We start from the raw sequence: 22,765 nt of genomic DNA, 5'->3' as shown, positions 1-22,765 counted from the left end.
TATCAATCATGAAATTAAAAACTATTTTATCAGGCTCTTTAGTTGCTGTATCACTATTTATATCGAAATCCTACGCTCAAAAATCTCAGCCTATTGATTTTAAACCAAACAATTTATTGGTAGTAAGAGTTGGAGATGGAAGCTCTGGTTTGAACGATAAAGCAGCTCCGGTATTTCTGGATGAATATACCCCAACAGGAAGTTTAGTACAATCTACCTCTATGCCCATTGCCGGAAAAGGCGCAAACGCGGCTTTCGTTTTATCCGGAAATAACCAATCGCAAGGTTATAGCTCCTTATCAGCCAATGGTCAGTTTGTAACATTAATAGGTTATGATGCTGCTCCCGGAACGGATGCAACTGCATTAAAATCAGCCAGTACCCCAAAAGTAATTGCTCTGGTCTCTAAAAAAGGCATAGATACACGCACAGCCGAAGCAATAGATATTATAGACACCCGTACAGCGGTTACAACAAATGGCAAAGATATCTGGTTTGCAGGGCAGAAAGAAGGAATAAGATATATTTATGCAGGAAGTTCCAAATCAGAGAGAATTAGTCCGCCAAGTCCCAATGCGGGAAGGATTTTAAATATATATGACAACCAACTTTATGTAAGCACATCCAATCCCAGCGGATATATTACCAAAGTAGGAAATGGGACACCTATATCATCCACAAGAGTCTCTCCGATAGTACCTTATGTGCCGGATTTGAATTTTCTGGTACATGGTTATGTATTCTTTGATACAGACCCATCTGTTCCGGGATTAGATTTACTTTATGTAAACGGAGATCAGGGTACGGGATATTTACGTAAATATGTGAATGACGGCAGCCGTTGGACAGAAGTTGGAGCGCCAGCAACCGGAGCAGCATTTAAAAATGCAGCTTTAACAGGAACAATAGAAGACGGAAAAGTAGTGCTATATGCATCAAACAACAGTAAAATTACCAAAATCACAGATAATGCAGCGGCTAATAATAAATTAGATGTGAAAACAGAAGTATTGGTTTCTGCCCCTGCAAACACAGCGTTTAGAGGTTTAACCTTTACACCAGATTCTAAACCCGTTTTAGTAAAAAAATAGTTGAATTTAATGGAAAATAAGAACAATAAGTATTCAATTCTTGCCGTACTCTTTGTACTGCTGTCCTTAAACTCTTTTTCTCAGATAGACAAATTTGAACCACAGGTAAAAGGTTTTGTAAGACAAGACAGTATAAACCCGCCAAAAAACGGGATGATACTTTTATTGGGAAGTTCCTCATTCTCCAGATGGAGAGATGTAAATTCCTATTTTTCGGATTATTACATACTGAACCGCTCTTTCGGCGGTTCAGTAATTCCACAGTTGATATACCATGCAGAAGACGTAATTTTTAGATATAAGCCTGTTCAGGTAATTATTTATTGCGGAGATAATGATATAGCAATAAAAACAACAACCCCTGAAGGTGTTGCCGAAGATTTTGCAAAACTGTTTAATACGATTAGAAAACGGTTGGGTAAAAAGGTGAATATAAGCTACGTGGCAATTAAACCCAGTCCTGCCAGAAAATGGAACGCCACACGTGTTATAGAAACCAATAAACTGATTGCAGATTTTATCAGGAAAAAAAGCAATGCAAATTTTGTAGACGTATATCGAAAAATGGTGGACGGACAGGGAGAGCCATTAGCGGATATTTTTATAAGCGATAATCTGCATATGAATGCCAAAGGTTATGGGATATGGAAAGAAGCGTTAACTCCGGTTTTGGTCAGGAATAAAAAATGACAGGCTTTTCAAAAACAATAGCAATGGAAAATAAGATGATAAAAATATTAGGTATAATCTTAATGCTCATAACAGGCAATCTATATGCACAGCAAATTGCAGATAAAGATAAAAAGTCGGTACAAAAAGAAGAATTTGTAAGGAAATATCTTAGTCCGGTGCGTATAGTGTGGCAAAGCAACAGTTCAGAAGGGAGTATAAAAAATATCGGACAACTTTTGAAAGAAGGAAACGGACAAGCAGATTTATCATCTACAGCATTGTGTGTTTTGGAAAGCAATGCAACAGGGAAGCCATCGTTCCTTGTTGATTTTGGGAAAGAGATACATGGCGGTTTACAATTAGTAACAGGTAGATGGGAAAACAAAAGGCCTGTAAAAATAAGAATAAGGTTTGGCGAATCAGTAAGCGAAGCCATGTCGGAAATAGGAGAAAAAGGAGCAACCAACGACCATGCTATGCGTGATTTTGTTACAGAACTGCCCTGGTTGGGCAAACTGGAAACAGGGAATACGGGTTTCAGATTTGTGAGGATAGACCTTATTGATGAAAACGCCAAACTCCATCTGAAAGAAGTACGGGCAATATCTGTTTACAGAGATATTCCTTATCTCGGTTCATTCAAAAGCAGTGATGAACGGTTGAACAAAATCTGGGAAACCGGGGCGTATACCGTCCATCTCAATATGCAGGAATATCTTTGGGACGGCATTAAACGCGACCGATTAGTATGGGTAGGAGATATGCACCCCGAAGTGGCAACAATCAACAGCGTATTCGGATATCATGAAGTTGTGCCCAAAAGTTTAGACCTTTCAAAAGACATAACACCCTTACCGGGTTGGATGAATACTATCAGCACCTATTCCATGTGGTGGATAATCCTGCAACACGACTGGTATATGCATCATGGAAATCTGGACTATTTAAAACAGCAACAACCGTATTTACAAGGGTTGCTCCGGCAGATTGTTTCAAAAATCGAAAACAACAAGGAAAAACTGGATGGAGTACGGTTTTTAGACTGGCCTTCAAGTGAAGATAAACAAGGAATACATGCCGGATTGCAGGCAATGATGGTTTGGTCTCTGTCTGTAGGAAAAGAACTGTCGATAATTTTGGAAGACGGAGAGACAGCCAGCTTATGCGAAACCGCACTGTCAGGTTTAAAAAAATATGTACCGAAGCACAATAATTCCAAACAGGCGGCAGCATTAATGGCTCTTTCCGGATTGATGCCGGCAAAACAGGCAGACAAAGAAGTACTTTCTGTAGGAGGCACAAAGAATTTTTCTACTTTCTATGGCTATTACATGTTGCAGGCACAAGCAAAGGCAGGTAATTATCAGGAGGCTTTAAACAATATCAGGGAGTTTTGGGGAGCGATGTTAGATTTAGGAGCTACTACATTCTGGGAAGATTTTAATATGGAATGGAAAGAAAATGCTTCAAGAATAGATGAATTGGTGTCTGCAGGAAAAAAAGATATACATGGCGATTACGGTGCATATTGTTATGTTGGGCATCGCCATAGTTTATGTCATGGTTGGGCATCCGGACCAACGGCATGGCTAACAGAACATGTTTTGGGAATAAAAGTTACAGCTCCGGGATGTAAAGAAATTACTATTAAGCCTAATCTAGCGGATTTGGATTACGCCGAGGGAACTTTTCCAACACCTTTCGGTATATTGCAGGTTAAACATACCAGAAAAGCAAACGGAAGTGTTCATACCGAAATTAAAGCTCCCAAAGGAGTAAAAATAATAAAGTAATAAAAGTGCATGAAGAGTATAGTTTTTTTAAGACAGATAACCAAAATTGTTTTTTTACTTATTGTATCTATAAAAGCCTATGCTTTATCTGATATAGAACCGGTAAATCTGCGCTGTGAATATAAAGTAAAGCCTGTAATTGATGTAAAAGCTCCCCGTTTAAGTTGGGAACTCATATCAAGAGAAAACAATCAGGAACAAAAGGCTTATCAAATTATGGTAGCTTCCTCTGCCAAATTGCTCGGACAGAATAAGCCGGATATGTGGAATAGTGGAAAAATATTATCAGGTTCCACAAATCAAATTGAGTATAAAGGAAATGAACTTGAGTCTGCAAAAACATACTACTGGAAAGTGCGCAGTTGGGATAAATCAGAAAATGCCGGGAAATGGAGTGAAATTTCTGCATGGGAAATGGGGCTTTTGGACAAAATAGAATGGGGCGCAAAATGGATAGGATATAATTTGGACAGTTTGAATAAAAATCCAGATTATCATTTACCCCCATCTCCTTATCTCAGAAAAGAAACTGATTTGAAAAAGCCTGTAAAAAGTGCCCGTTTATATATCACCTCGTTAGGTTTACACGAATTTTATATTAATGGAAAGAGAATAGGAGAAGATTATTTTATGCCTGGTTGGACTGACTATAACAGGCGGGTTTATTATCAGGTATATGATATAACAGAAAACCTTTCAATCGGAAAGAATGCATTTGGGGCAATTCTTTCTTACGGTTGGTATTCAGGTTATTTAGGTTACGCATTGTTAGTTAAAAGCCCTCAGGTCAGAGCTTTTTATGGAGAAACACCCGTATTAAAAGCTTGTATAGTGGTAGAATATCTGGACGGGGAAAAAAAAATTATAGTTACAGATAATACATGGAAAGCCAATGATGGACCAATAAGGGAAAGCGATATACTCAACGGCGAAACTTATGATGCCCGTATGGAATTAAGCGGTTGGAATATACCGTATTATGATATGCGGCGATGGAAACCTGTAAAAATATATCCTGATAAAGCAGAACGTAAGCTTCAGGTATATCCAGGTAACCCGGTAAGGATATACACAGAACTAAAGCCAAAAAATATTATTGAAAGACCTCAGGGAAAGTATATTATAGATTTTGGACAGAATTTTTCAGGGGTTGTCAGATTGAAAGTAAAAGGAAAAGCAGGAGACAGTATAATTGTTCGTTATGGAGAAATGTTGCATCCTGACGGCAGACTGATGACAGAGAATCTTAGAAAAGCAAGGGCTACAGATACCTATATTTTGAAGGGCGAAGCGAAAGAAGAAACATGGATGCCGTCCTTTACCTATCATGGTTTTCAATATGTGGAAGTTTCGGGACTGCAATATCGCCCAGATACAGGAACACTTACAGGTGTCGTATTAAGTTCAGTAACACCGCAAGCAGGCAAGTTGGAGACAGATAATGCAATGGTAAACAAGCTCTACGAAAATATTGTCTGGACACAGCGCTCCAATTATTTTGATATCCCTACAGATTGTCCGCAAAGAGACGAACGTTTAGGCTGGACAGGAGACGCTCATGTATATATGAAGTCGGCCATTTATAACAACGATATAGCCGCTTTTTTTACCAAATGGCTGGAAGACCTGAACGATGCACAATTACCAAATGGAGCTTATCCGATATATGCACCTATGCCAATGAAAAATGGCATGGCGGCAATAAGACCATCGGACAGCTATTCTCCGGGATGGATGGAAGCTGGTATAATCTGCAGTTATGAATTATACAAAGCTTATAGCGATATACATATCGTCAGAAAATACTGGCAGAACATGAAAAAATTTATGCAATTTCTGGAACAGAAAAGTGCAGGTAATTATCTGTTGAAGGAAAGATCATTTGAAGAAACTAATCCCAAAGGGGGATTCGGAGACTGGTTATCAATCGGGAAGAAAACTTCGCCGGATTTGCTTGCCACTATGTATTATGCATATTGTAATAAGCTAATGGCAGAAATGGCCGAAGCGATTGGCGAAAACAGCGACCAAATGTATTTTAAAGAAAACGCAATAAAAATACAGCAGGCGTTTGAGAAGCACTATATGGATGAAACAGGGAAGCTAAAGATAAATTCAGAAATATATGGGAATGTTAATGGATATATAGAATACCGTCCGGAAACCGGATTCCATGGACATACCCAAACAGCTTATGCCAATGCCATTTATATGAACCTTTTAACGCCTGTACAGATGGAAGTGGCAGGTGAAAAACTGAAGGACTTGATTAATGAAAATTTAGGTAAGTTAGCTACGGGTTTTTTAGGGGTAAAGCCATTGCTACCCGCACTTTCGGTAACCGGAGCAACAGATTATGCTTATAAATTATTGCTGTCTCAAGAATATCCTTCATGGGGGTTTGAAGTTGTTAATGGCGCAACAACCATCTGGGAACGATGGAATAGTTATACAAAAGAAAAAGGATTTGAGAATAATGCAGGTATGAATTCCTTTAACCATTATTCCTTTGGTTCGGTAAATGAGTGGATGTTCGGTAATATGGCGGGTATCAAAAATACGGAACCTGGATTTAGAAAATTTATCATAAAACCAGAGGTGCCAGGAATAGGAATTAATTATGTAAACGTATCGTATCATTCTATAAACGGAGAAATATTGTCTTCATGGAAAAAAGAAGGAGATAAGTTTACCTTAACTGTTAGTATTCCTGTAAATACAAAGGCACTGGTATATATACCTGCAAAGACTAACGGTTTTGTTTATCTAAACAATAAAAAGTTGGAAAAAAAACTGGAAAACGGCTATGTACCTGTTGAAATAGGATCCGGTGAATATATCTTTTCTTCAGTAATAGAAAGATGATGAAATATAACCATGCGGAAGATTTAATAGTAACCAATACAGGTGAATATGTCATTGGTAATTTGGAAATAGGTTTGTGGCTAAGCGAACTGACACATATTTATCATGCAGCCAGGGAAAAAGGTTACGAAATAACCATTGCAAGCCCCTAATGGAGGAAATGTGTATGTTGATTCCGAGAGCTTGAAATGGTTTTCACTGAATAAAATTTCTAAGAATATTGGGATGATCCTTTGTTTCCGAGAGTGTTGAAATATAGGAGGAATCTGGAAAAAGTTTCAGCCGAAAGTTTTGATCTCGTATATCTGGCAGGTGGACACGGTATACTTTATGATTGTTCTGATGATACAGTGATACAAAGCATATATTTATCCAGCAAGGGAGTTCTTCTTACCATAGGGCAGAAATCCCTGGTTCCCGGCAGGTTATTCCGTATGCGATGCCTTTTGGAATTTTCAACAAATTTCATGCATCCGTATTGGATAGTTGTATCCACAAGATCGGTATAATTGCCTGAATTCACGTCCCGCAGGTTTAACGAAGTTCCCATAAGCCATTCATACAGAAACCATATCTTCCTGCGGTATTGGCCGGTAGGCTCTCCAGCAATAGATATGGCCAAAGCATCTGCATCTAGTTTTTCAAAAAGTTTCTTTAGAAGGTATAGCTCTATACCTTCGTATTTAAGTGCAAAAGTAAAATGGCCCATCAGTGTCTCTTCCGGTTTATGCCTTGGGGTGAATACCTGCCATTGAGAAGTTTTGTACTGCTTATGCTTATGACTTATTATAGATAAAGTATGAGGCGTAGGAACCTGTAAGCTATACGCGTTTAATATGGCGGCATATCCAACCAGATAACCCCCTTCTAGGTGTTATCCTTTCCTGAAAAACACTTATAAGGTGTGAAAAATGATGTTTTTCATTTTTTATATGAATATCCTTTTAAAGGTATGAAAAATAATTAGAAGCTATGAAAAACAGTTAAAAATATATGTTTCTTATGAAATATGTGTAGGTGTGTTTCTGAACTGTGCTACAGCTTCTTCTTGATTTGATAAACTAGCCTGTGCTTGTCCGAAACCCCTCTTGACTATGTTGGAACCTGATGGTGCTTTAGTGATTCTGGTTTATCTGTACAAAGGAGGGATGTTCTGCTAATTCCTCTAGGAGCAAAAAAAGTTTTTAGTAACTTTTTGTCTCTTGATTTTTGAAGTTTTTAATATCGAGTTAGGCTTTTAAAACTTCTTGCCGAACTTGGTGTTACCAAAAAGTAACCATGTCGAAGATTTTAATTATAGTAACCAATATAGGTATGTATGCCAGTGGTAAGCTGGAAACAGGCTTGTGGCTAAGTGAACTGACGCATATTTATCATGCAGCAAAAGAAAAAGGCTGTGAAATAACCATTGCCAGTCCCAAAGGAGGAAATATACCAGTTGATCCTGAAAGTTTAAAGTGGTTTGCCCTGGACAAAATTTCTAAGGAATATTGGAGTGACCCTTTCTTTCGGGGAGTGCTGAAACATAGCAGGAACCTGGAAAAAGTTTCAACCGAAAGTTTTGATCTCGTATATCTGGCAGGTGGACACGGTACAATGTATGATTTTCCTGATGATAGCGTAATACAAAGTTTTGTTAAAAATCAATACGAAAGTGGTAAAATAGTAGCTGCCATTTGCCATGGCGTTAGTGGATTGCTGAATGTTAAGCTGTCCAACGGCAAATATTTAATAAACAACAAAGTCATTACCGGATTCAACTGGTTTGAAGAAAGTCTGGCAGGAAGAAAAAAAGAAGTACCTTTTAATCTGGAAGCTGCATTGAAAGAAAGAGGGGCCGATTATAAAAAAGCCTTTATTCCGATGACTTCAAAAGTAGTAGTTGATGACAATCTGATTACCGCGCAAAACCCTTTCAGTTCAAAAGAAATGGCAAAAGTGGTGATGTCTGAATTGAATAAAAGACAGCAATAAATAATTTTAGATATGCAAACAATATTAGGCGGAAGTGGACAAATTGGCGAAGAACTGGCAAAGGAGTTAAAAAAGAATTTTACTTCAGACATCCGAATCGTTAGCAGAAACGCGAAAAAAGTGAATGATACCGATGTGTTTTTCTCTGCGGATTTATCCATCCGTGAGAAAGCCATTGAGGCTGTAAAGGGCAGTGAACTTGCATATTTCACGCTGGGGCTTCCGATGAGTTCGGACCTATGGGAAAAGCAGTTTCCGCTAATTACGAGAAATATAATTGAAGCCTGTAAAATTAATGGGGCAAAACTGGTATTTTTTGATAATACCTATATGTATCCACAGGATGACCATATGCTTACAGAAGATACACCTTTCGCTCCAGTAGGCAGAAAGGGAAGAGTAAGAAAAGAAATGGCAGAGATGATTTTAAAAGAAATAAAATCCGGAGAACTGGAAGCTGTTATTTGTCGCGCTCCTGAGTTTTACGGGCCGGATAAAACGCAGAGCATTACCAATACGTTGATTTTTAATAATATTAAAGAAGATAAAAAACTGAAAGTACCGTTAAGGGATGATAAAAAAAGAAGCCTGATCTGGACCCCCGACGCAAGCCGGGCTACGGCATTAATAGGAAATACACCCGATGCTTTTGGGCAGACATGGCATTTACCAATTGACAAAAGTTATCCGACCTACAAAGAATTTATAGCTTTAGCTTCAGAAGTTTATGGAAAGGAACTGAAACATTCTGTTATACCAAAATTTACTTTTCGGGTCGGAGCTCTTTTTAATGAAAGACTAAAGGAGTTGCAGGAATTGCTTCCGAGATATGAACATAATAATGTGTTTAACGATTCCAAATTTAGACGGCGTTTTCCTGATTTTAAGGTTACGACTTATAGAGAGGGAATTGGAGAAATTCGGAATGAACAAATTGTGTAGGAAATTCTAAACTGAAAGTGTCTTTTAAAGGTAAGAAAGTGTAATTTTGGCAAACACATCGATGGTTGGAGAGCTTTCTTCAGAGAAGGTTTAGTATTTAAAAATTATGAATTTCAAAAGAAGTATTTTACTGGTATCCCTTTCATTTTTAGGAATAACGGCATTAAAAGCCCAAAGTGTTAATCTGCAGCTTATAAATGAGCTTAAACAGGAGAGGAAAGATGAGTTAATAGTATTGAAACGAGCTTTCTTAGAAAAGAAGTTTAAAAAACAGATAAACGGAAAAATATCAGTTTCCGATAAAGGAACACCGGTTTTTGTTCAGTTTGATGATTTAAACGGAGATGGTAAATGGGATGAAGCTGTATTTTTGCAAAACTTTAAGTCTTTGGAGAAAAAAGACTTGCAATTATCTGTTGACAATGGAAACGAAGCTAAAATAAAACCGGTAGTTAGGGCTTATGTAAGGCAAAAAAGAAGACTTCCGGATAATACGTTTGGTACAAACCTAAACAGAGATTCAGTTCCGGCAAACCAAGCCAATACCGATTTTAAAAAACAGCAATTACCTTCTATGTTAACAGAAGGTCCAGCCTGGGAAAATGATAAGGTTGGATTTAGAATTTATATGGATGTACGCAATCAAAAAGATATTTGGGGTAAGCGTATTCCGGAAATGGTTTTAGATTATGTAGGGGCGAATCCGGGAAATAGTTATCATAAATTAAGCAATTGGGGAATGGATATCTTAATTGTGGGTAAGTCTTTAGGAGCAGGTTCTTTGGCTGTAAGTGTGCCTGTAGCCGGCAAAGATACGCTTGTACGTCTTGGTGGTAAAAATATGGGGCGCATTGTTTATGAAAAGGTAGCAGATGGACCGATAAGAGCAATTTTTAGAATGCATTATCCGGAATGGAATATTTTAGGTGACGGAAAGTTAGCCTCTTTAACAGAAGAGATTAGCATTTGGGGAGGACAATTCTTTTTCGAAAGTAAAGTTAAAATGACAGGAGCTCCAAAAAACACTAAACTGGTAACCGGAATAGTTAACCTTTCGGCAAAAGAATCGCATCAGTATATCAACAAACAGGTTGCCTCATTGTATAGCTATGATATACAAACAGATAATAAAGATCAGTTAGGGATGGGAATTTCTATGCCTAAAAAGCAATGGCTTAAGTTTGGGAATATTGGAGATGAAGGAACCGATATCAAAAATACCTTTACTGCTTACGAGAAGTTTGATAAAAATCAGACAGCAAAGTTTAGATTTTTCTCTGCCTGGGAGCTTTCAGACGTTCAGTTTAAAACTCAGGAAGGCTTTAAAAACTACATGAGAAAAAAATCAGACGAACAAGCTAGCGAGATTAAAATAAAATAAGCTTTTTCTGAACAGAAGAAAAGAATGATCAAAAATAAACAGGGAGCTCAAAATATTGGGCTCCCTGTTTTGTAAATAAAGTATTCATCAGGAAAAAGTTTCCTGAGAATACTTTTGGATATATTTAAATATTTAAAAGGTGCAATTTATTTCTCGTCAGGCTGAATTAGAGGAAAGTCCTTTGCTTTTTCAGGATTAAACTTTAATCCGGGAGTAAGCCAATACAGTAAAATAACCCTGGAATACCTGAAGTTGAAAGGGGATAAGGCAAAAATAGACAGAAACAGGATTCCCATATAAATGTAAGGGTTTTCAGTTCCGCTAAGAATATATATGGCTACCGATAAGGTCACCATTTCTGCTACATTAAGAGCATAGCTCACAAACATAGATACATAGTAAAAACCGGGTTCACGCTCGTACTTTAGATTACAATGCGGACATCTGTCCAGCATAATCTGAGATTTAAAACCATACATTTTGTTGGCAAATAAATCTCCCCGTCTGCATCTGGGGCATTTTGCTTTACATGCTGCCTGAAATTCGGTTAAAGTGTATGTAGTTTTGGTGTTTTCTTGAACTTCCATAATATTAATGATTTAATTTTTTCTCCTGAATTCCTCAGGAGTAGTCCCAACGTATTTTTTGAAGAATTTTGTAAAGTTAGAGTTATCACTAAAGTTTAATCTATAGGCTATTTCGGAAATAGACAGATCCAGATTAATGAGCAACCGCTTTGCTTCCAGTATAATGCGATTACGGATTAAATCGCCCGCAGAAATGTTGACAAAGTCGTTGCATAAAGCATTAAGGTGGTTAGGAGTTATATATAGTAAAGCCGCATAGTCTTTAGGTAATCTCAATCTTGTATAATTTTGTTCGATCAGTTTTTTGAAATTATTGAATATGGTATAATTGTAATTGTTTTTTACGCTGTTAGAGGTATTACTTTTTAATCTCGATATCTTGATAAAGATTTGTAATAACAAGGTTTTTATCATGTCCTTTTCCATGAAATCGATTCCGTTGGCCTCCATAATAATACTTTCAAACAGATCTATTACAGGTTTTGCTGTTTCGTCTGTAAGGTTAATTACTGCATCTTCGGCAATTCCATTGAAAAAGAAAAAATTGTCAATATAGTCTGGTTTCAGTAAAAAAGACTGGTAAAAAGAAGGGGAAAAGTTGATGATATAACCTTCCGGAATACTGTCGAAATTCCAGCTATGTACCTGTCCTGGTGTCATGAAATAAATCTGATTCTGCTTAACCTCAAACTTTTCAAAATCAATAATGTGGCTGCCATTTCCTTTGGTGAAAAATAAAACATGGTAAAAACTATGTTTGTGCGGAGCGTGTAAATGCTGATTATTTTGAGAATAGGCATCCAGTCTGCTAATGAGAATATCTTCATTCCTGTCTTCAGAAATGGTACAAATATCGTATATGGGTATGTTTAAACTCACATCAGTACAAAAGTACTAGTTAAACCATATTGTTTATGGTATGTTTTACTGATTCAGTGGTTTTAAAGGTTAAAATAATGAAAATTGCTTTTCTTCGACAAACTTCCGAACAGAGGTTTTGGAGATGTAATAAACGGGTGTTTCAAAGTCTCTGGAAGCAATCGAAATCTGTGTATCAATAGTGGCTGCATCAAAAATCTGTTTAACCAGTTCGGGTGAATTGTTTTCCTGCGACAGATGAGCTAAAAGCAATAGCTGTAGTTTTGGTGTCTGGTGGTTTTGAAAAAGCTCCAGGGCTTCATTATTAGATAAATGTCCATTTCCTCCGCTGATTCTTCTTTTTAAGAAATAGGCATATCGACTGTTTTTGAGCATCTCTTCACAATAATTAGCCTCAAGGAAAGCAGCATCACACATTTTAAAATGTCTGATTAAATTATCGCAAACCCTGCCTAAATCTGTAAATACACCAATACACAATTCATGATTTTCAACAATAAACGAATGTGGGTGTGCCGCATCATGATATTTTTCAAAAGCGGTAATCTTTAAGTCGCCCACTTCAATGGGCGTGTCTGCGTTAAAATAATTGATGTTTTCCAGTTTCAAACTGGTGTTATCTAAAGTAGCAAAAGTAAAATAAATGGGGATTTTATGTTTTTTAGACAATGTTTTTAGCCCTTTGATATGGTCGGTATGTTCATGAGAAATAAAAACAGCCTTTACTTTTCCAATATCTAGATGCAGTCTGTTTAATCTTGTTTCTACTTCTTTACAGGATATTCCAACGTCTATAAGCACAGCTTCGTTATTATTGCCCACATAATAACAATTACCATTGCTACCAGAATTTAAAGAAGTAATAAACAAAGACATTAAGAATTTATTTAAATTAAGGGAATTTAAAGTTATGTGACCGAAATCAATTTTTAACTTGATAAATTTAGAAATTTGTAAGAGAAATAAGACAGAAATTGGAGACGATAGTGCGAATATTATATGGAACGAAGTAAGTTTAACGTATTTTGGAATAATATTATAGGGGATAAATCAGATTTTGAGTTGAATACCAGGGTTTTGCATTATGTGTGCGTGGTTGGGATGATAGCCTTGTTGATCAATATTCCTCTGAATTATTATATCGGATTTCCGTTTTTAACTTATGCGCTGGTTGTTGTGCTCATGGGCGTGTTTATCTGTTATTATCTTTCAAGGTTTTTAGGGAAGTATGATGTTTCTGTAGTTATTTTTGAGATAACTACAACTATTTTGGTTGTATTGCACTTTTTCTTTAGTAGCGGTATTAATGGTGCCGGATTGCTTTATTTTCTATTGGCTTTTTTTCTGACCATTGTTATTGCACCCAGAAAACAGTATCTATTTTGGTTAATGGTAAATCTGATCCTGGTTATTACGGTTCTGTTTATCGAATATAAATATCCTTATCTGATTGCCAGTCAGTATAAAAGAAAGGAAGAACGCTTCTATGATCTTTTTATAGCTTATTTTATTACATTAATTCTGTTGTTATTGCTCATAGGCGAAATATGGAAGAATTATCTCAGAGAAAAAAATGCTTATGAGACAAGAACACGAGAGCTGGCAAAATTGAATGAAGAAAAGAATAAGCTATTCTCCATTGTAGCTCATGATTTAAGATCGCCATTAGCATCTATACAAAGCTATCTGGAGTCGCTATCCAGTATTTCCTTTTCAGAAGAAGAGAGGAACAAAATTAATCAGAGTTTGCTGGAAAATACGGTTGCAGCAAATGAAATGATGGATAATTTATTGACCTGGGTAAAATCGCAACTCGATGGATTGAAGCCAGATCTGGTGAGGTTTGCATTATTAGAAAATCTTAAGATAACCCTGGACGTTTCTGCTACTTTTGCTGAAAGGAAAGGTATTAATCTTTCCATAGCTATTGACAATAGTGTAACCGTTACTGCGGATAAAGAGATATTAAAAGTAGTGATACGTAATCTTGTTAACAACGCCATAAAATTTACCAACCCGGGAGGATATGTAGATGTAAAAGCCATCAACGAAAATGGTCAATGTATTATATCCGTAACCGATAGCGGGGTAGGTATTTCGGAAAATGACCAGAAAGATATGTTCTCTCACAGACTTAAATCTAAATTGGGAACTAAAAGCGAAAAAGGAACTGCATTAGGGCTTATTATTTGTCGTGATTATACCTTGTTACAAAAAGGAAAAATAAGCTTAGAAAGTAAAGAAGGTAGGGGAACTACATTTTACCTCACATTTCCGGCCTGGTAAAAACAAATCAAAGGTTAATTTGCTTATTTTAGTTAACCTATAATTTGTTTATGAAAAAATATAACACGTTTTTCCAATATATTTTCTTTGCTCTGCTTGTGCTATTTACATGGTCTTGTAGTAATGAAAGGAAAAAAAGTCAAAAAGAACTGGATGACTCTCTTAAGACCGAAGCATTTAAAAAATGGGATGAAACTATACCTGGTTCCTTTTCCGAACAAACTGAATTAACCTTTGACAGTACAGAGATTGCTGTTTTTTTTGCTGGCTACCCGGAGCTTAAAATTTACGAAGACAGTATCAAAAAGTTTTACAGCCAACGTAACTATGCTTATGCATGGTTTACCACCAAAGGTCTTATTGAACAGGCAGGTAACCTATCGGATAGAATCAGAAACCTTGGAGATGAAGGTATTGAAGAAAAAGTGCCCTATACGCAGGTTACAGATTCTTTAATCTATTCTGAAAATTTAACAGAAAATATTAAGAAACCTTCTATAGAAATAGAGCTTTTGCTGACGGGACAGTATTTTGTTTTTGCGAATGAAGTGTGGCAGGGGGTAGATGAGAAAACAAGTAAATCTGTGCAATGGTATCTGCCCAGAAAGAAAGTATCTTACGGTGTTTTACTGGATAGTTTAATTGAAAACCCAAAATCTTTAGAAAATGTTGATAAGGAGCCTGTTTACAGACAATATGGATTACTACGTAAGTTTTTGACCAAATACAGGTTAGTTGAAAAGGAACCCGAAATAACGAATATTGTGTTGGATGCAGGGGTTAAATCTTTTAAACCGGGCGATTCTTCCAAGAATATATTACGGATTAAAAAACGATTGTCTTTTTTAGACGATTTTACCGGAGATACCTTAAGTTTAAAATATACCGATGATTTGACCGAAGCGGTGAAAAACTTTCAGGAAAGGCATGGACTAACAGCAGATGGCGTAATTGGACCGGGAACTATTAAGGAAATGAATGTGCCGCTGAGTAAAAGGATAAGAACTTTAGTGGTAAATATGGAAAGGGCGCGTTGGCTGCCGGCAGGCTTAAACAGAAAATATCTTGGTGTAAATATCCCGGAATATAAGTTGCATGTTTATGATTCTGATAGTTTGTTGTGGAGCTGTAATGTGGTGGTTGGCAAAGATTTGCATAAGACAGTGGTTTTTCAGGGAGATATGCAGTATGTTGTATTTAGCCCGTACTGGAATGTGCCTGAGAGCATTGTCAGAAACGAGATTTTACCAGCAATGAATAAAAACTCTAGCTATATTGCCCAGCATAATATGGAAATTATTGGCAAAAGAAATGGTTTACCTATTGTCCGTCAGTTACCGGGGAAAAATAATTCTTTGGGATTGGTTAAATTCCTGTTTCCTAATAACTACAATATTTATTTACATGATACCCCTTCAAAATCGCTCTTTGCTCAGGAAGATAGAGCCTTTAGCCATGGTTGTATCAGGGTAAGCGAGCCAGTAAAACTAGCCGAGTTTTTATTAGAGGATATGCCTCAATGGACAGCTGAAAAAATAAATACTGCTATGCACCAGAATAAAGAAACCTGGGTAACATTAAAAGATAAAATGCCCGTATTTATAAGCTACTTTACTGCCTTTGTAGATAGGAAAGGGCAGCTGAATTTTAGAAAAGATATTTATGACAGAGATGAAGCGTTGGAAAAAATGATATTGAAGTAGTGTTTTATTGCAAGCTTTTAATTCTGGAATTACCGGTTATGGCTATCATTGGATGCCATAGCCGGTAATTATCTTAACCTGTTATTTTTTCTTGAATAAATTGTTCAATTGGTTTTTAACCTCGTTTTTCAAGGATTCTTCCGCTTGTTTCTTCAAAGTATCTACTTTTTGTTGGGCTTCGGCTTTGGCTTTTTCGGTTGCTTTTGTTGCTTCTTCTCTTACTTTAGATTCTAATTCGGCCTTTTTATCGGCTATAACCTGATTGACAATAGCTGTAGCTTCACCTTTAGGATCATTATTCAATAGATCTAATTTTACAGTTGGTTTTTTTATCGTCCCACCAACTAAAGCATTAAATTTTATCATGTCGCCCAGGGCAATATTAGTGCCCGCTTTGCTATTTAAAGATGCCAGTAATGCATTTGCAGCCTCATTCGCTTGTCCTCCAAGTTTGGTCCTTGGAATATTGATGGCTACCTTATAATCCATAGATTGATCCAGCCCGTTAGACCCTTGAACGTTCATTAAAATGTCGTTTTTCTTAATATCAAAAGGAGCAATTTGTAAACGACCGTCATCTATCTTAAACTTAGCCAATACATTCTTGAGTTCTAATTTTTTAAGCTCGGCAACATTTAAAGACGAAGCCAGTTTATTTATAGGTTCAAAACCTTCTAAAACAGCCTCTATAATATTGGCCATGCCAGATGCGTCTATAGAAGAGTAAACAGGCATCATGTCTGGGCCTAAATCCGAATTGAATTTTAGATTAGTAGTAAAAATACCGTTAGTATATTGCGCAATAGGAGCCAGTAGTTTAACCGTGTTAAATGTTTTAAATGCTTTTTGGATGCTTACCTTTTCAATAGAAAGATCTACATCTACTTTAGGTTTTTTTACATCTGTAGTTGAATAATAACCATTCATTTTAATAGCACCATCCAACATATCCATAGCCAGATTTCTGAAAGTGACAGTTTGGTTTTTAATATCTAATGCTCCCTGAGCGTTTTTAATGTCGTAATTATCGTAGTAAAGTTGTTTTGCTTTTACTCCCAGTTTAAAATCTATGTTTTTGGGAACTTCAATGATGGTAAGTTTAGATGTATCTGCACTTTTACTTTCAGTAGCCGATGGAGGTCCCATTAATTCATTTACATCAATAAGATTAGAAGTAGTTGAAAAAGAACCTTGTAATGGCTTGCCTTTCTGGAAAACATACGATAAATAGTTGTTTACCGTTCCCTGAGCATTAAAATCACTTTTTCCTACTTTAGCAATCAGGTTGGATAAAGTTATATTTCGTGGACTGATACTCATTTGGGCAGTAGGTATTTGTACTGGTTTTGGCACCTGTGCCCCGGAATAATTGAAGTTTTTGGCAGAAATAGTTCCTTGTGCCTTAAAAGCTTCATAATTACCTCTGTCTATGGTCGATTTATTACCGGCGGCCATCACATCAGCATGTAAAATACCATCCAGTTTAATGTCTTTTAATGGGAAAATAGTAGTCAATTGTTTTAAATCTAAAGTGCCTTTAAGTGCCATGTCTACATACGGGTCGCTCATAGGTGTTTTAACAATCAATTTTCCGTCTAATGGTGCTTTATCAAAAGCAAGATGAAAAGCCGGAATGTTTACGGTCGTGTGATCCAGATTTCCATCAGGGTTAGCTATGTTGGCTTTTACCTGTATATCGTTAATCGCAGATGGTAAAGCATTGTATTTTATCTTTCCGTTTTCAATAGTCAGATCAACATCAAAGGCAGGCAGAGATTGTTCATTATAAGTTCCTTTTGCAAAACCATTTAAACCAAACTTGCCGGTAGCTTGCATATCCTTGAAATTTTCAGAATAGATTGCGGGTATTAAAGAAAGGAAATTTTTAAGATCAGATTTTTCAGCATTAAACTTAACATCAACCAACATATCCGTATCGTTAGGCATAGCTAAACTACCTACCAGAGAAAGTACCAATTCATTCAATAGAATCTGGTTTTTACCCAGTGTAAACTTCATCTGTTTCATATCTATATCCAGAGGGAGTTTCGCTTTTAGGGTTACACCATTTAAATAGGGGATTCCGGCATATTTTAGAGTGAGTTTTTCAATTTCAGAATCGGTATCTAAAACAAATAAATCCTGCGTAAAATCTCCTTTACCAGAGTGGTTCAGGTTATCCATTGCCAGATAAAAGTTCATAGATGCGTCGTCATAAACTACATTACCTTTTTCTATACTATATTTTTTTAGTGCGGCCTTAAAATTAGTAGGAGTAGTATCTCCTGGAGCTTTTTCCGTAGTGTCAGGTTTCATAATATCCCAGTTCGCTTTTCCGCTCTTTAATACTCTGGCATAAATCTTCGGTTCCCTTAAGTCTACGCTATTAATCTCGTATTTATCGCCTTTTATCACACTCATTATATTGAGATTAACTTTTAAAGACTTGATATTGGCAAGCGTATCCGTAGCAAAACTATCTATACCCACAACTTTCAGATCATTCAATTGAATGCCCAGTTTAGGGAAAGAGCTAATAATAGTCAGGTCCAGATCATTAAAGCTAACTTTAGCATTAACATTGTTGTTTATAGATGTTTTTACTTTCTCTACAATGGTGTCTTTGAAGAATAAAGGAATGCAGGCTGCTGCAATAATGAAGATTCCAAAAACTACAGCAATAATAATGAGCGTTTTCTTAAGCATTTGATACTGAGATTTGATGTTTGTATTAAACAAAAATAAATTAAATAATTGATGCGCAAATAATCTATTCTAATAACGGAGATAATTCATTCGTATTTTAATTACAGCTATCAGATAATGTAAGGGAAGTATGGAGTAAGGTTTAATGTATAGCATTAACAAAAATCCCCGATACTTACTGGTAACGGGGATTTTTAAAAAGGTATATGTTTTAAATGATCTTTAATTATATTTTGCTGTTGATTTAAGACTAATCTTCTCCAGGTTCTTCCTGTGCAGGTAAGCCTGTTACAATCTCTTTTATTTTTGTTTCCAGTTCTTCAGCTAATTCCGGATTGTCCAATATAAGTTGCTTTACAGCATCACGGCCTTGTCCAAGTTTAGAATCTCCGTAACTGAACCAAGAACCTGCTTTCTTAATAATTCCGTATTCAACACCTAAATCTATAATTTCACCGGCCTTAGAAATACCTTCGCCAAACATAATGTCAAATTCTGCAATCCTGAAAGGAGGTGCAACTTTGTTTTTAACAATTTTTACTTTTACCCTGTTTCCGGCTACTTCGTCGCTATCTTTAATTTGAGAGATACGACGGATATCTAAACGTACAGAAGAATAGAATTTCAATGCGTTACCACCAGTCGTTGTTTCGGGGTTTCCGAACATTACACCAATTTTATCTCTCAACTGGTTGATGAAAATACAACAACATTTTGTTTTGCTAATGGTACCGGTTAACTTACGTAAAGCCTGAGACATTAAACGAGCCTGTAAGCCCATTTTGGAATCACCCATTTCACCTTCAATCTCACCTTTTGGAACCAAAGCAGCAACCGAGTCAATAACAATAACATCAATTGCTCCCGAACGGATTAAGTTATCGGCAATTTCCAGAGCTTGTTCACCGTTATCCGGTTGCGAGATTAATAAATTCTCGATATCTACACCTAATTTTTGGGCATAAAATTGGTCAAAAGCATGCTCCGCATCTATAATTGCAGCAATACCACCTGCTTTTTGAGCTTCAGCAATAATATGGGTGGCCAAAGTAGTTTTACCAGAAGACTCAGGGCCGTAAATCTCAATAATTCTTCCTTTAGGTACGCCACCAATGCCCAAAGCAATGTCTAAGCCTAAAGAGCCTGTGGAGATTGCTTCCATGGCTTCTACAGGGGCATCTCCTAATTTCATTACAGTTCCTTTTCCGTAAGATTTTTCTAATTTATCTAAGGTAAGCTGTAAGGCTTTTAATTTTTCGCTAGGATTACTCATGTATAATATTTTTAGTAATTTTTCTTTATTTAAACTTTATGCTACAAAAATGCTAAAATTTTTATCATTACCAAGCCTATTGGCAAAAATAGTTGGACAGTAGTTTAAACTTTTTTGATAGCCCTTGTTTTCGTAAATAATAAAAGTAATATTATTTGATGAATTTTTGACAGCAAAGGCAGATGAAATCATAATAATTTATCAACAATATGGAGAATCCTTGTTGGTATTGTCAACAGAAAATAAAAGCTGTAACAGTTTCTTTATATTCTATATCAGAATCTACAAGATAACTATCTTTAGATGCAAATATGAAAAAGATAATAACATTGATCATCGGTTTGTTTTTGTTTAATGCAGGCTATGGAGAGCAGGAACCAACGGCTTATGCGCTTAATGAAGAGTATAACTTCTGGAATTTACAAAAGGGACAAACCGCTTGTGTATTTGCAGATAATGCCTACATAAGATCATATCCCGATTTAAAATCTAAAATTTTAGACTCTATTGTTTTGGGAACTCCTGTTACCATTGTAAGCCCAGCCTATAATGGAGATAAGGTAAGAGGTTTTTATGCGCCCTGGTATGAGGTAGTGTATAAAAAGGATAACGAGGACAGGAAAGGTTTTATTTGGTTAGGACTGCTGGCTTTGGGGAGAAATGTAGATGCCGATGGTAATCAGTATATTCATGGTTTTGAACGTTTTGTTTCCTATACAAATTTGGTGCAAGCTCATTATGATTGCGCTGTGAAGCTGTTGGATATCAACGGGAATTTTATTTCTAAATATGAATTTACCTACAATTTTGGAGATCAGACTTTTACACAAAGTAAGATATTACCATCTATGGGACTGGAAGGTATTAAAAATATACACAGGATAGAGTTTGTTGGCGAAGCCTGTGGCGTTCCTACAAACTATTATTACGTGGCGTGGAACGGAGAAAAGTTTATTGAAATGCCAGGAAGGTACCGTGTAAGTGATGCCGGAGTTTTTTATTATAATGAAAGTATTCTGTTTCCTTCAGAGCATAAAAAAGAACCAAATTATATTTATAAGCTTATAGAGCAGGGAGAGGTGATGGATGAAAAAGCAGATGACTATAAGTATTTGGTGAACAAACGTCAGGAAATATACTATTGGAACGGAACCTCCTTTGTGTTTTTACCAGCATTAAAAGGAACGCGGTTTAAGTAAAAAGGGCAATTTTAGATAATTGCCCTTTTTTATTCTTTGATTTTATAAAAAAACTATTTTGGTAAATTATACTCTGTATATGCTTTTTTAACATCAAAATCTGATTTTTTGTAGGTGTACACGTATGTGATGTCACTGTATATCTCCGTAATGGTTAATGTAGAGCCATTGATAGAATAAGTTACATTATCCCCAAAATAATTTTCGTGAGTAAATGTAATTTTATTATTAGTGCTAGTGTAGATGTCGTCATTTGTCCAATTTGAAATATTTTTCACTGTACCAAGAAAATATACGTTTCCATCGTTTTCGAAAGAAAGGTATTCTCTGTAATCTCCGTCAGGATAGTCGTCTTTAGTGGGCTCTCCTGCATTAGGTTGTCTCACTATAGAAGTTAATTCCCAATTACCTTGTAAAGTAGGCTCAGGAGTTTTCTCATCTTTTTTACATGCCGATAAAGTGGTAAATGCAATTAATACGTAAAGTAGCTTCTTCATGTCTATTTGTTATGTTAATTTAAATAATTTCGCAAATATAGATTAAATGTTCGGTTTTCCTTGAAATTAAAAAAACAATTATTTGAGTATATGAAAGTGTGAAGTGTATTTATCTGGTTTTTTTTATTGTTTATACATTAAATTATTCTGTGTGAATATGCAACAATACTTTAGCCTTTATGTAAACTGTTTTTATTTGCTAAACCGCTCTTTTTTTTAATTCTTTAGCTATCTTCTTTTTAGCCTCTAACTCTGCCTGTTTCTTCAGTGCAGAAGGTGTGTTATGTTGAGCAAAATATTTGCAAAAAGTTGTTAAAGGACAAATGTCACATTTAGGGCTTCTGGCTAAACAGATGTATCTGCCGTGTAAAATTAGCCAATGGTGCGCAATGTGTATTTTATCTTGTGGCAAATGGGCAACCAATTGTTTTTCTACTGCTAGTGGAGTTTTAGCGTTGGTTGTTAATCCTATTCTGTTAGAAACACGAAAAACATGGGTATCGACAGCCATGGCAGGCTCGTTAAAAATAACCGATGAAATTACATTAGCCGTTTTTCTGCCCACACCAGGCATTTTTTGAAGATCTTTAACATCCTTAGGTACTTCGCCATTAAATTCATCTAAAAGCACCTTAGCCATACCTACCAGATGCTTTGATTTGTTGTTGGGATAGCTTACCGATCTGATATAGGTGAAAACTTCTTCGGGAGTAGAGCTGGCCAGGCTTGCTGGTGTCGGATAACGTTCGAAAAGCTTAGGTGTAACCAAATTTATTCTCTTATCGGTACACTGGGCAGAAAGTATAACAGCAATCAGTAATTCGAAGGGATTGTTGTAATTAAGTTCTGTTTCTGCCTGTGGCTGGTGTTCTGAAAAATAATCTACAAAAGCTTTATAACGATCTTTTTTTAACATG

General features: G+C 36.2%; 19 protein-coding genes. 11 read left to right on the top strand and 8 right to left on the bottom strand.

What is annotated here, in order from left to right:
• The first annotated feature begins 8 nt into the window (after nucleotides 1-8).
• From ACFSAH_RS17225 to ACFSAH_RS17205, 5 genes are read left to right on the top strand one after another with little or no spacing between them, the layout of a single operon-like run.
• Nucleotides 9-1,091 carry a hypothetical protein gene (locus ACFSAH_RS17225; protein ID WP_379663988.1) on the top strand — a complete coding sequence of 361 codons (1,083 nt, stop codon included), beginning with the start codon at nucleotides 9-11 and terminating at the stop codon, nucleotides 1,089-1,091.
• Nucleotides 1,092-1,100: 9 nt separating this feature from the next.
• Nucleotides 1,101-1,781 (top strand): GDSL-type esterase/lipase family protein, encoded by a 681-nt coding sequence (locus tag ACFSAH_RS17220; RefSeq protein ID WP_379663987.1) that lies wholly within the window; start codon nucleotides 1,101-1,103, stop codon nucleotides 1,779-1,781.
• A 23-nt stretch (nucleotides 1,782-1,804) separates the two neighbouring features.
• Nucleotides 1,805-3,556 carry an alpha-L-rhamnosidase-related protein gene (locus tag ACFSAH_RS17215; protein ID WP_379663986.1) on the top strand — a complete coding sequence of 584 codons (1,752 nt, stop codon included), beginning with the start codon at nucleotides 1,805-1,807 and terminating at the stop codon, nucleotides 3,554-3,556.
• 9 nt (nucleotides 3,557-3,565) lie between these two features.
• Entirely contained in the window at nucleotides 3,566-6,421 is a 2,856-nt protein-coding gene (locus ACFSAH_RS17210; protein WP_379663985.1) for a family 78 glycoside hydrolase catalytic domain, read from the top strand.
• Nucleotides 6,418-6,573, top strand: coding sequence for a hypothetical protein (locus ACFSAH_RS17205; RefSeq protein ID WP_379663984.1), 156 nt, complete (start codon nucleotides 6,418-6,420; stop codon nucleotides 6,571-6,573). Before ACFSAH_RS17210 ends, ACFSAH_RS17205 begins: the two co-directional genes overlap by 4 nt.
• A 176-nt stretch (nucleotides 6,574-6,749) precedes the next feature.
• Here ACFSAH_RS17205 and ACFSAH_RS17200 read toward each other — a convergent pair whose 3' ends face one another.
• Nucleotides 6,750-7,130, bottom strand: coding sequence for a hypothetical protein (locus ACFSAH_RS17200; protein ID WP_379663983.1), 381 nt, complete (start codon nucleotides 7,128-7,130; stop codon nucleotides 6,750-6,752).
• Nucleotides 7,131-7,699: 569 nt separating this feature from the next.
• On the opposite strand from ACFSAH_RS17200, the gene ACFSAH_RS17195 reads away from it, so the two are divergent.
• The 3 genes from ACFSAH_RS17195 (at nucleotide 7,700) to ACFSAH_RS17185 (ending at nucleotide 10,718) form a co-directional block, all read left to right on the top strand.
• Nucleotides 7,700-8,395 (top strand): type 1 glutamine amidotransferase domain-containing protein, encoded by a 696-nt coding sequence (locus ACFSAH_RS17195; RefSeq protein ID WP_379663982.1) that lies wholly within the window; start codon nucleotides 7,700-7,702, stop codon nucleotides 8,393-8,395.
• Nucleotides 8,396-8,407: 12 nt separating this feature from the next.
• Nucleotides 8,408-9,337 carry an NAD-dependent epimerase/dehydratase family protein gene (locus ACFSAH_RS17190; RefSeq protein WP_379663981.1) on the top strand — a complete coding sequence of 310 codons (930 nt, stop codon included), beginning with the start codon at nucleotides 8,408-8,410 and terminating at the stop codon, nucleotides 9,335-9,337.
• A gap of 106 nt (nucleotides 9,338-9,443) precedes the next feature.
• Nucleotides 9,444-10,718 carry a DUF4861 domain-containing protein gene (locus ACFSAH_RS17185; RefSeq protein ID WP_379663980.1) on the top strand — a complete coding sequence of 425 codons (1,275 nt, stop codon included), beginning with the start codon at nucleotides 9,444-9,446 and terminating at the stop codon, nucleotides 10,716-10,718.
• 146 nt (nucleotides 10,719-10,864) lie between these two features.
• Here the strand turns inward: ACFSAH_RS17185 and ACFSAH_RS17180 are convergent, their stop codons facing one another.
• The 3 genes from ACFSAH_RS17180 to ACFSAH_RS17170 form a co-directional block, all read right to left on the bottom strand.
• Entirely contained in the window at nucleotides 10,865-11,305 is a 441-nt protein-coding gene (locus ACFSAH_RS17180; RefSeq protein ID WP_379663979.1) for a DUF983 domain-containing protein, read from the bottom strand.
• Nucleotides 11,306-11,317: 12 nt separating this feature from the next.
• Nucleotides 11,318-12,184, bottom strand: a complete 867-nt coding sequence (locus ACFSAH_RS17175) for an AraC family transcriptional regulator (RefSeq protein WP_379663978.1) — start codon at nucleotides 12,182-12,184, stop codon at nucleotides 11,318-11,320.
• Nucleotides 12,185-12,253: 69 nt separating this feature from the next.
• Nucleotides 12,254-13,060: an MBL fold metallo-hydrolase gene (locus ACFSAH_RS17170; RefSeq protein WP_379663977.1), complete on the bottom strand. Its 807-nt coding sequence runs from the start codon at nucleotides 13,058-13,060 to the stop codon at nucleotides 12,254-12,256.
• A 123-nt stretch (nucleotides 13,061-13,183) separates the two neighbouring features.
• On the opposite strand from ACFSAH_RS17170, the gene ACFSAH_RS17165 reads away from it, so the two are divergent.
• Both ACFSAH_RS17165 and ACFSAH_RS17160 read left to right on the top strand, forming a co-directional pair.
• The gene (locus ACFSAH_RS17165) at nucleotides 13,184-14,470 is read left to right on the top strand and encodes a sensor histidine kinase (RefSeq protein ID WP_379663976.1); all 1,287 of its coding nucleotides are present in this window, start codon (nucleotides 13,184-13,186) and stop codon (nucleotides 14,468-14,470) included.
• Nucleotides 14,471-14,520: 50 nt separating this feature from the next.
• Nucleotides 14,521-16,173 (top strand): L,D-transpeptidase family protein, encoded by a 1,653-nt coding sequence (locus ACFSAH_RS17160; RefSeq protein ID WP_379663975.1) that lies wholly within the window; start codon nucleotides 14,521-14,523, stop codon nucleotides 16,171-16,173.
• Nucleotides 16,174-16,254: 81 nt separating this feature from the next.
• On the opposite strand, the gene ACFSAH_RS17155 is transcribed toward ACFSAH_RS17160, so the two are convergent.
• Nucleotides 16,255-18,879, bottom strand: coding sequence for an AsmA-like C-terminal region-containing protein (locus ACFSAH_RS17155; RefSeq protein WP_379663974.1), 2,625 nt, complete (start codon nucleotides 18,877-18,879; stop codon nucleotides 16,255-16,257).
• 250 nt (nucleotides 18,880-19,129) lie between these two features.
• Entirely contained in the window at nucleotides 19,130-20,152 is a 1,023-nt protein-coding gene (gene recA, locus ACFSAH_RS17150) for a recombinase RecA (RefSeq protein WP_379663973.1), read from the bottom strand.
• A 311-nt stretch (nucleotides 20,153-20,463) separates the two neighbouring features.
• Between recA and ACFSAH_RS17145 the strand changes: the two genes are divergently transcribed.
• Complete coding sequence (locus ACFSAH_RS17145) at nucleotides 20,464-21,351, top strand: SH3 domain-containing protein (RefSeq protein WP_379663972.1); 888 nt, start codon at nucleotides 20,464-20,466, stop codon at nucleotides 21,349-21,351.
• 53 nt (nucleotides 21,352-21,404) lie between these two features.
• Here the strand turns inward: ACFSAH_RS17145 and ACFSAH_RS17140 are convergent, their stop codons facing one another.
• Together ACFSAH_RS17140 and nth are read right to left on the bottom strand one after the other, a co-directional pair.
• A complete protein-coding gene (locus tag ACFSAH_RS17140) occupies nucleotides 21,405-21,848 on the bottom strand; it encodes a hypothetical protein (protein ID WP_379663971.1) in 444 nt (147 codons plus the stop codon).
• Between the two features lie 199 nt (nucleotides 21,849-22,047).
• A complete protein-coding gene (nth, locus tag ACFSAH_RS17135; protein ID WP_379663970.1) occupies nucleotides 22,048-22,764 on the bottom strand; it encodes an endonuclease III in 717 nt (238 codons plus the stop codon).
• Between the last annotated feature and the right edge of the window lies 1 nt (nucleotide 22,765).

The sequence above is a fragment of the Pseudopedobacter beijingensis genome, assembly GCF_042678145.1.
Lineage (GTDB): Bacteria > Bacteroidota > Bacteroidia > Sphingobacteriales > Sphingobacteriaceae > Pseudopedobacter > Pseudopedobacter beijingensis.
This window is presented reverse-complemented; position numbering and strand designations above follow the sequence as displayed.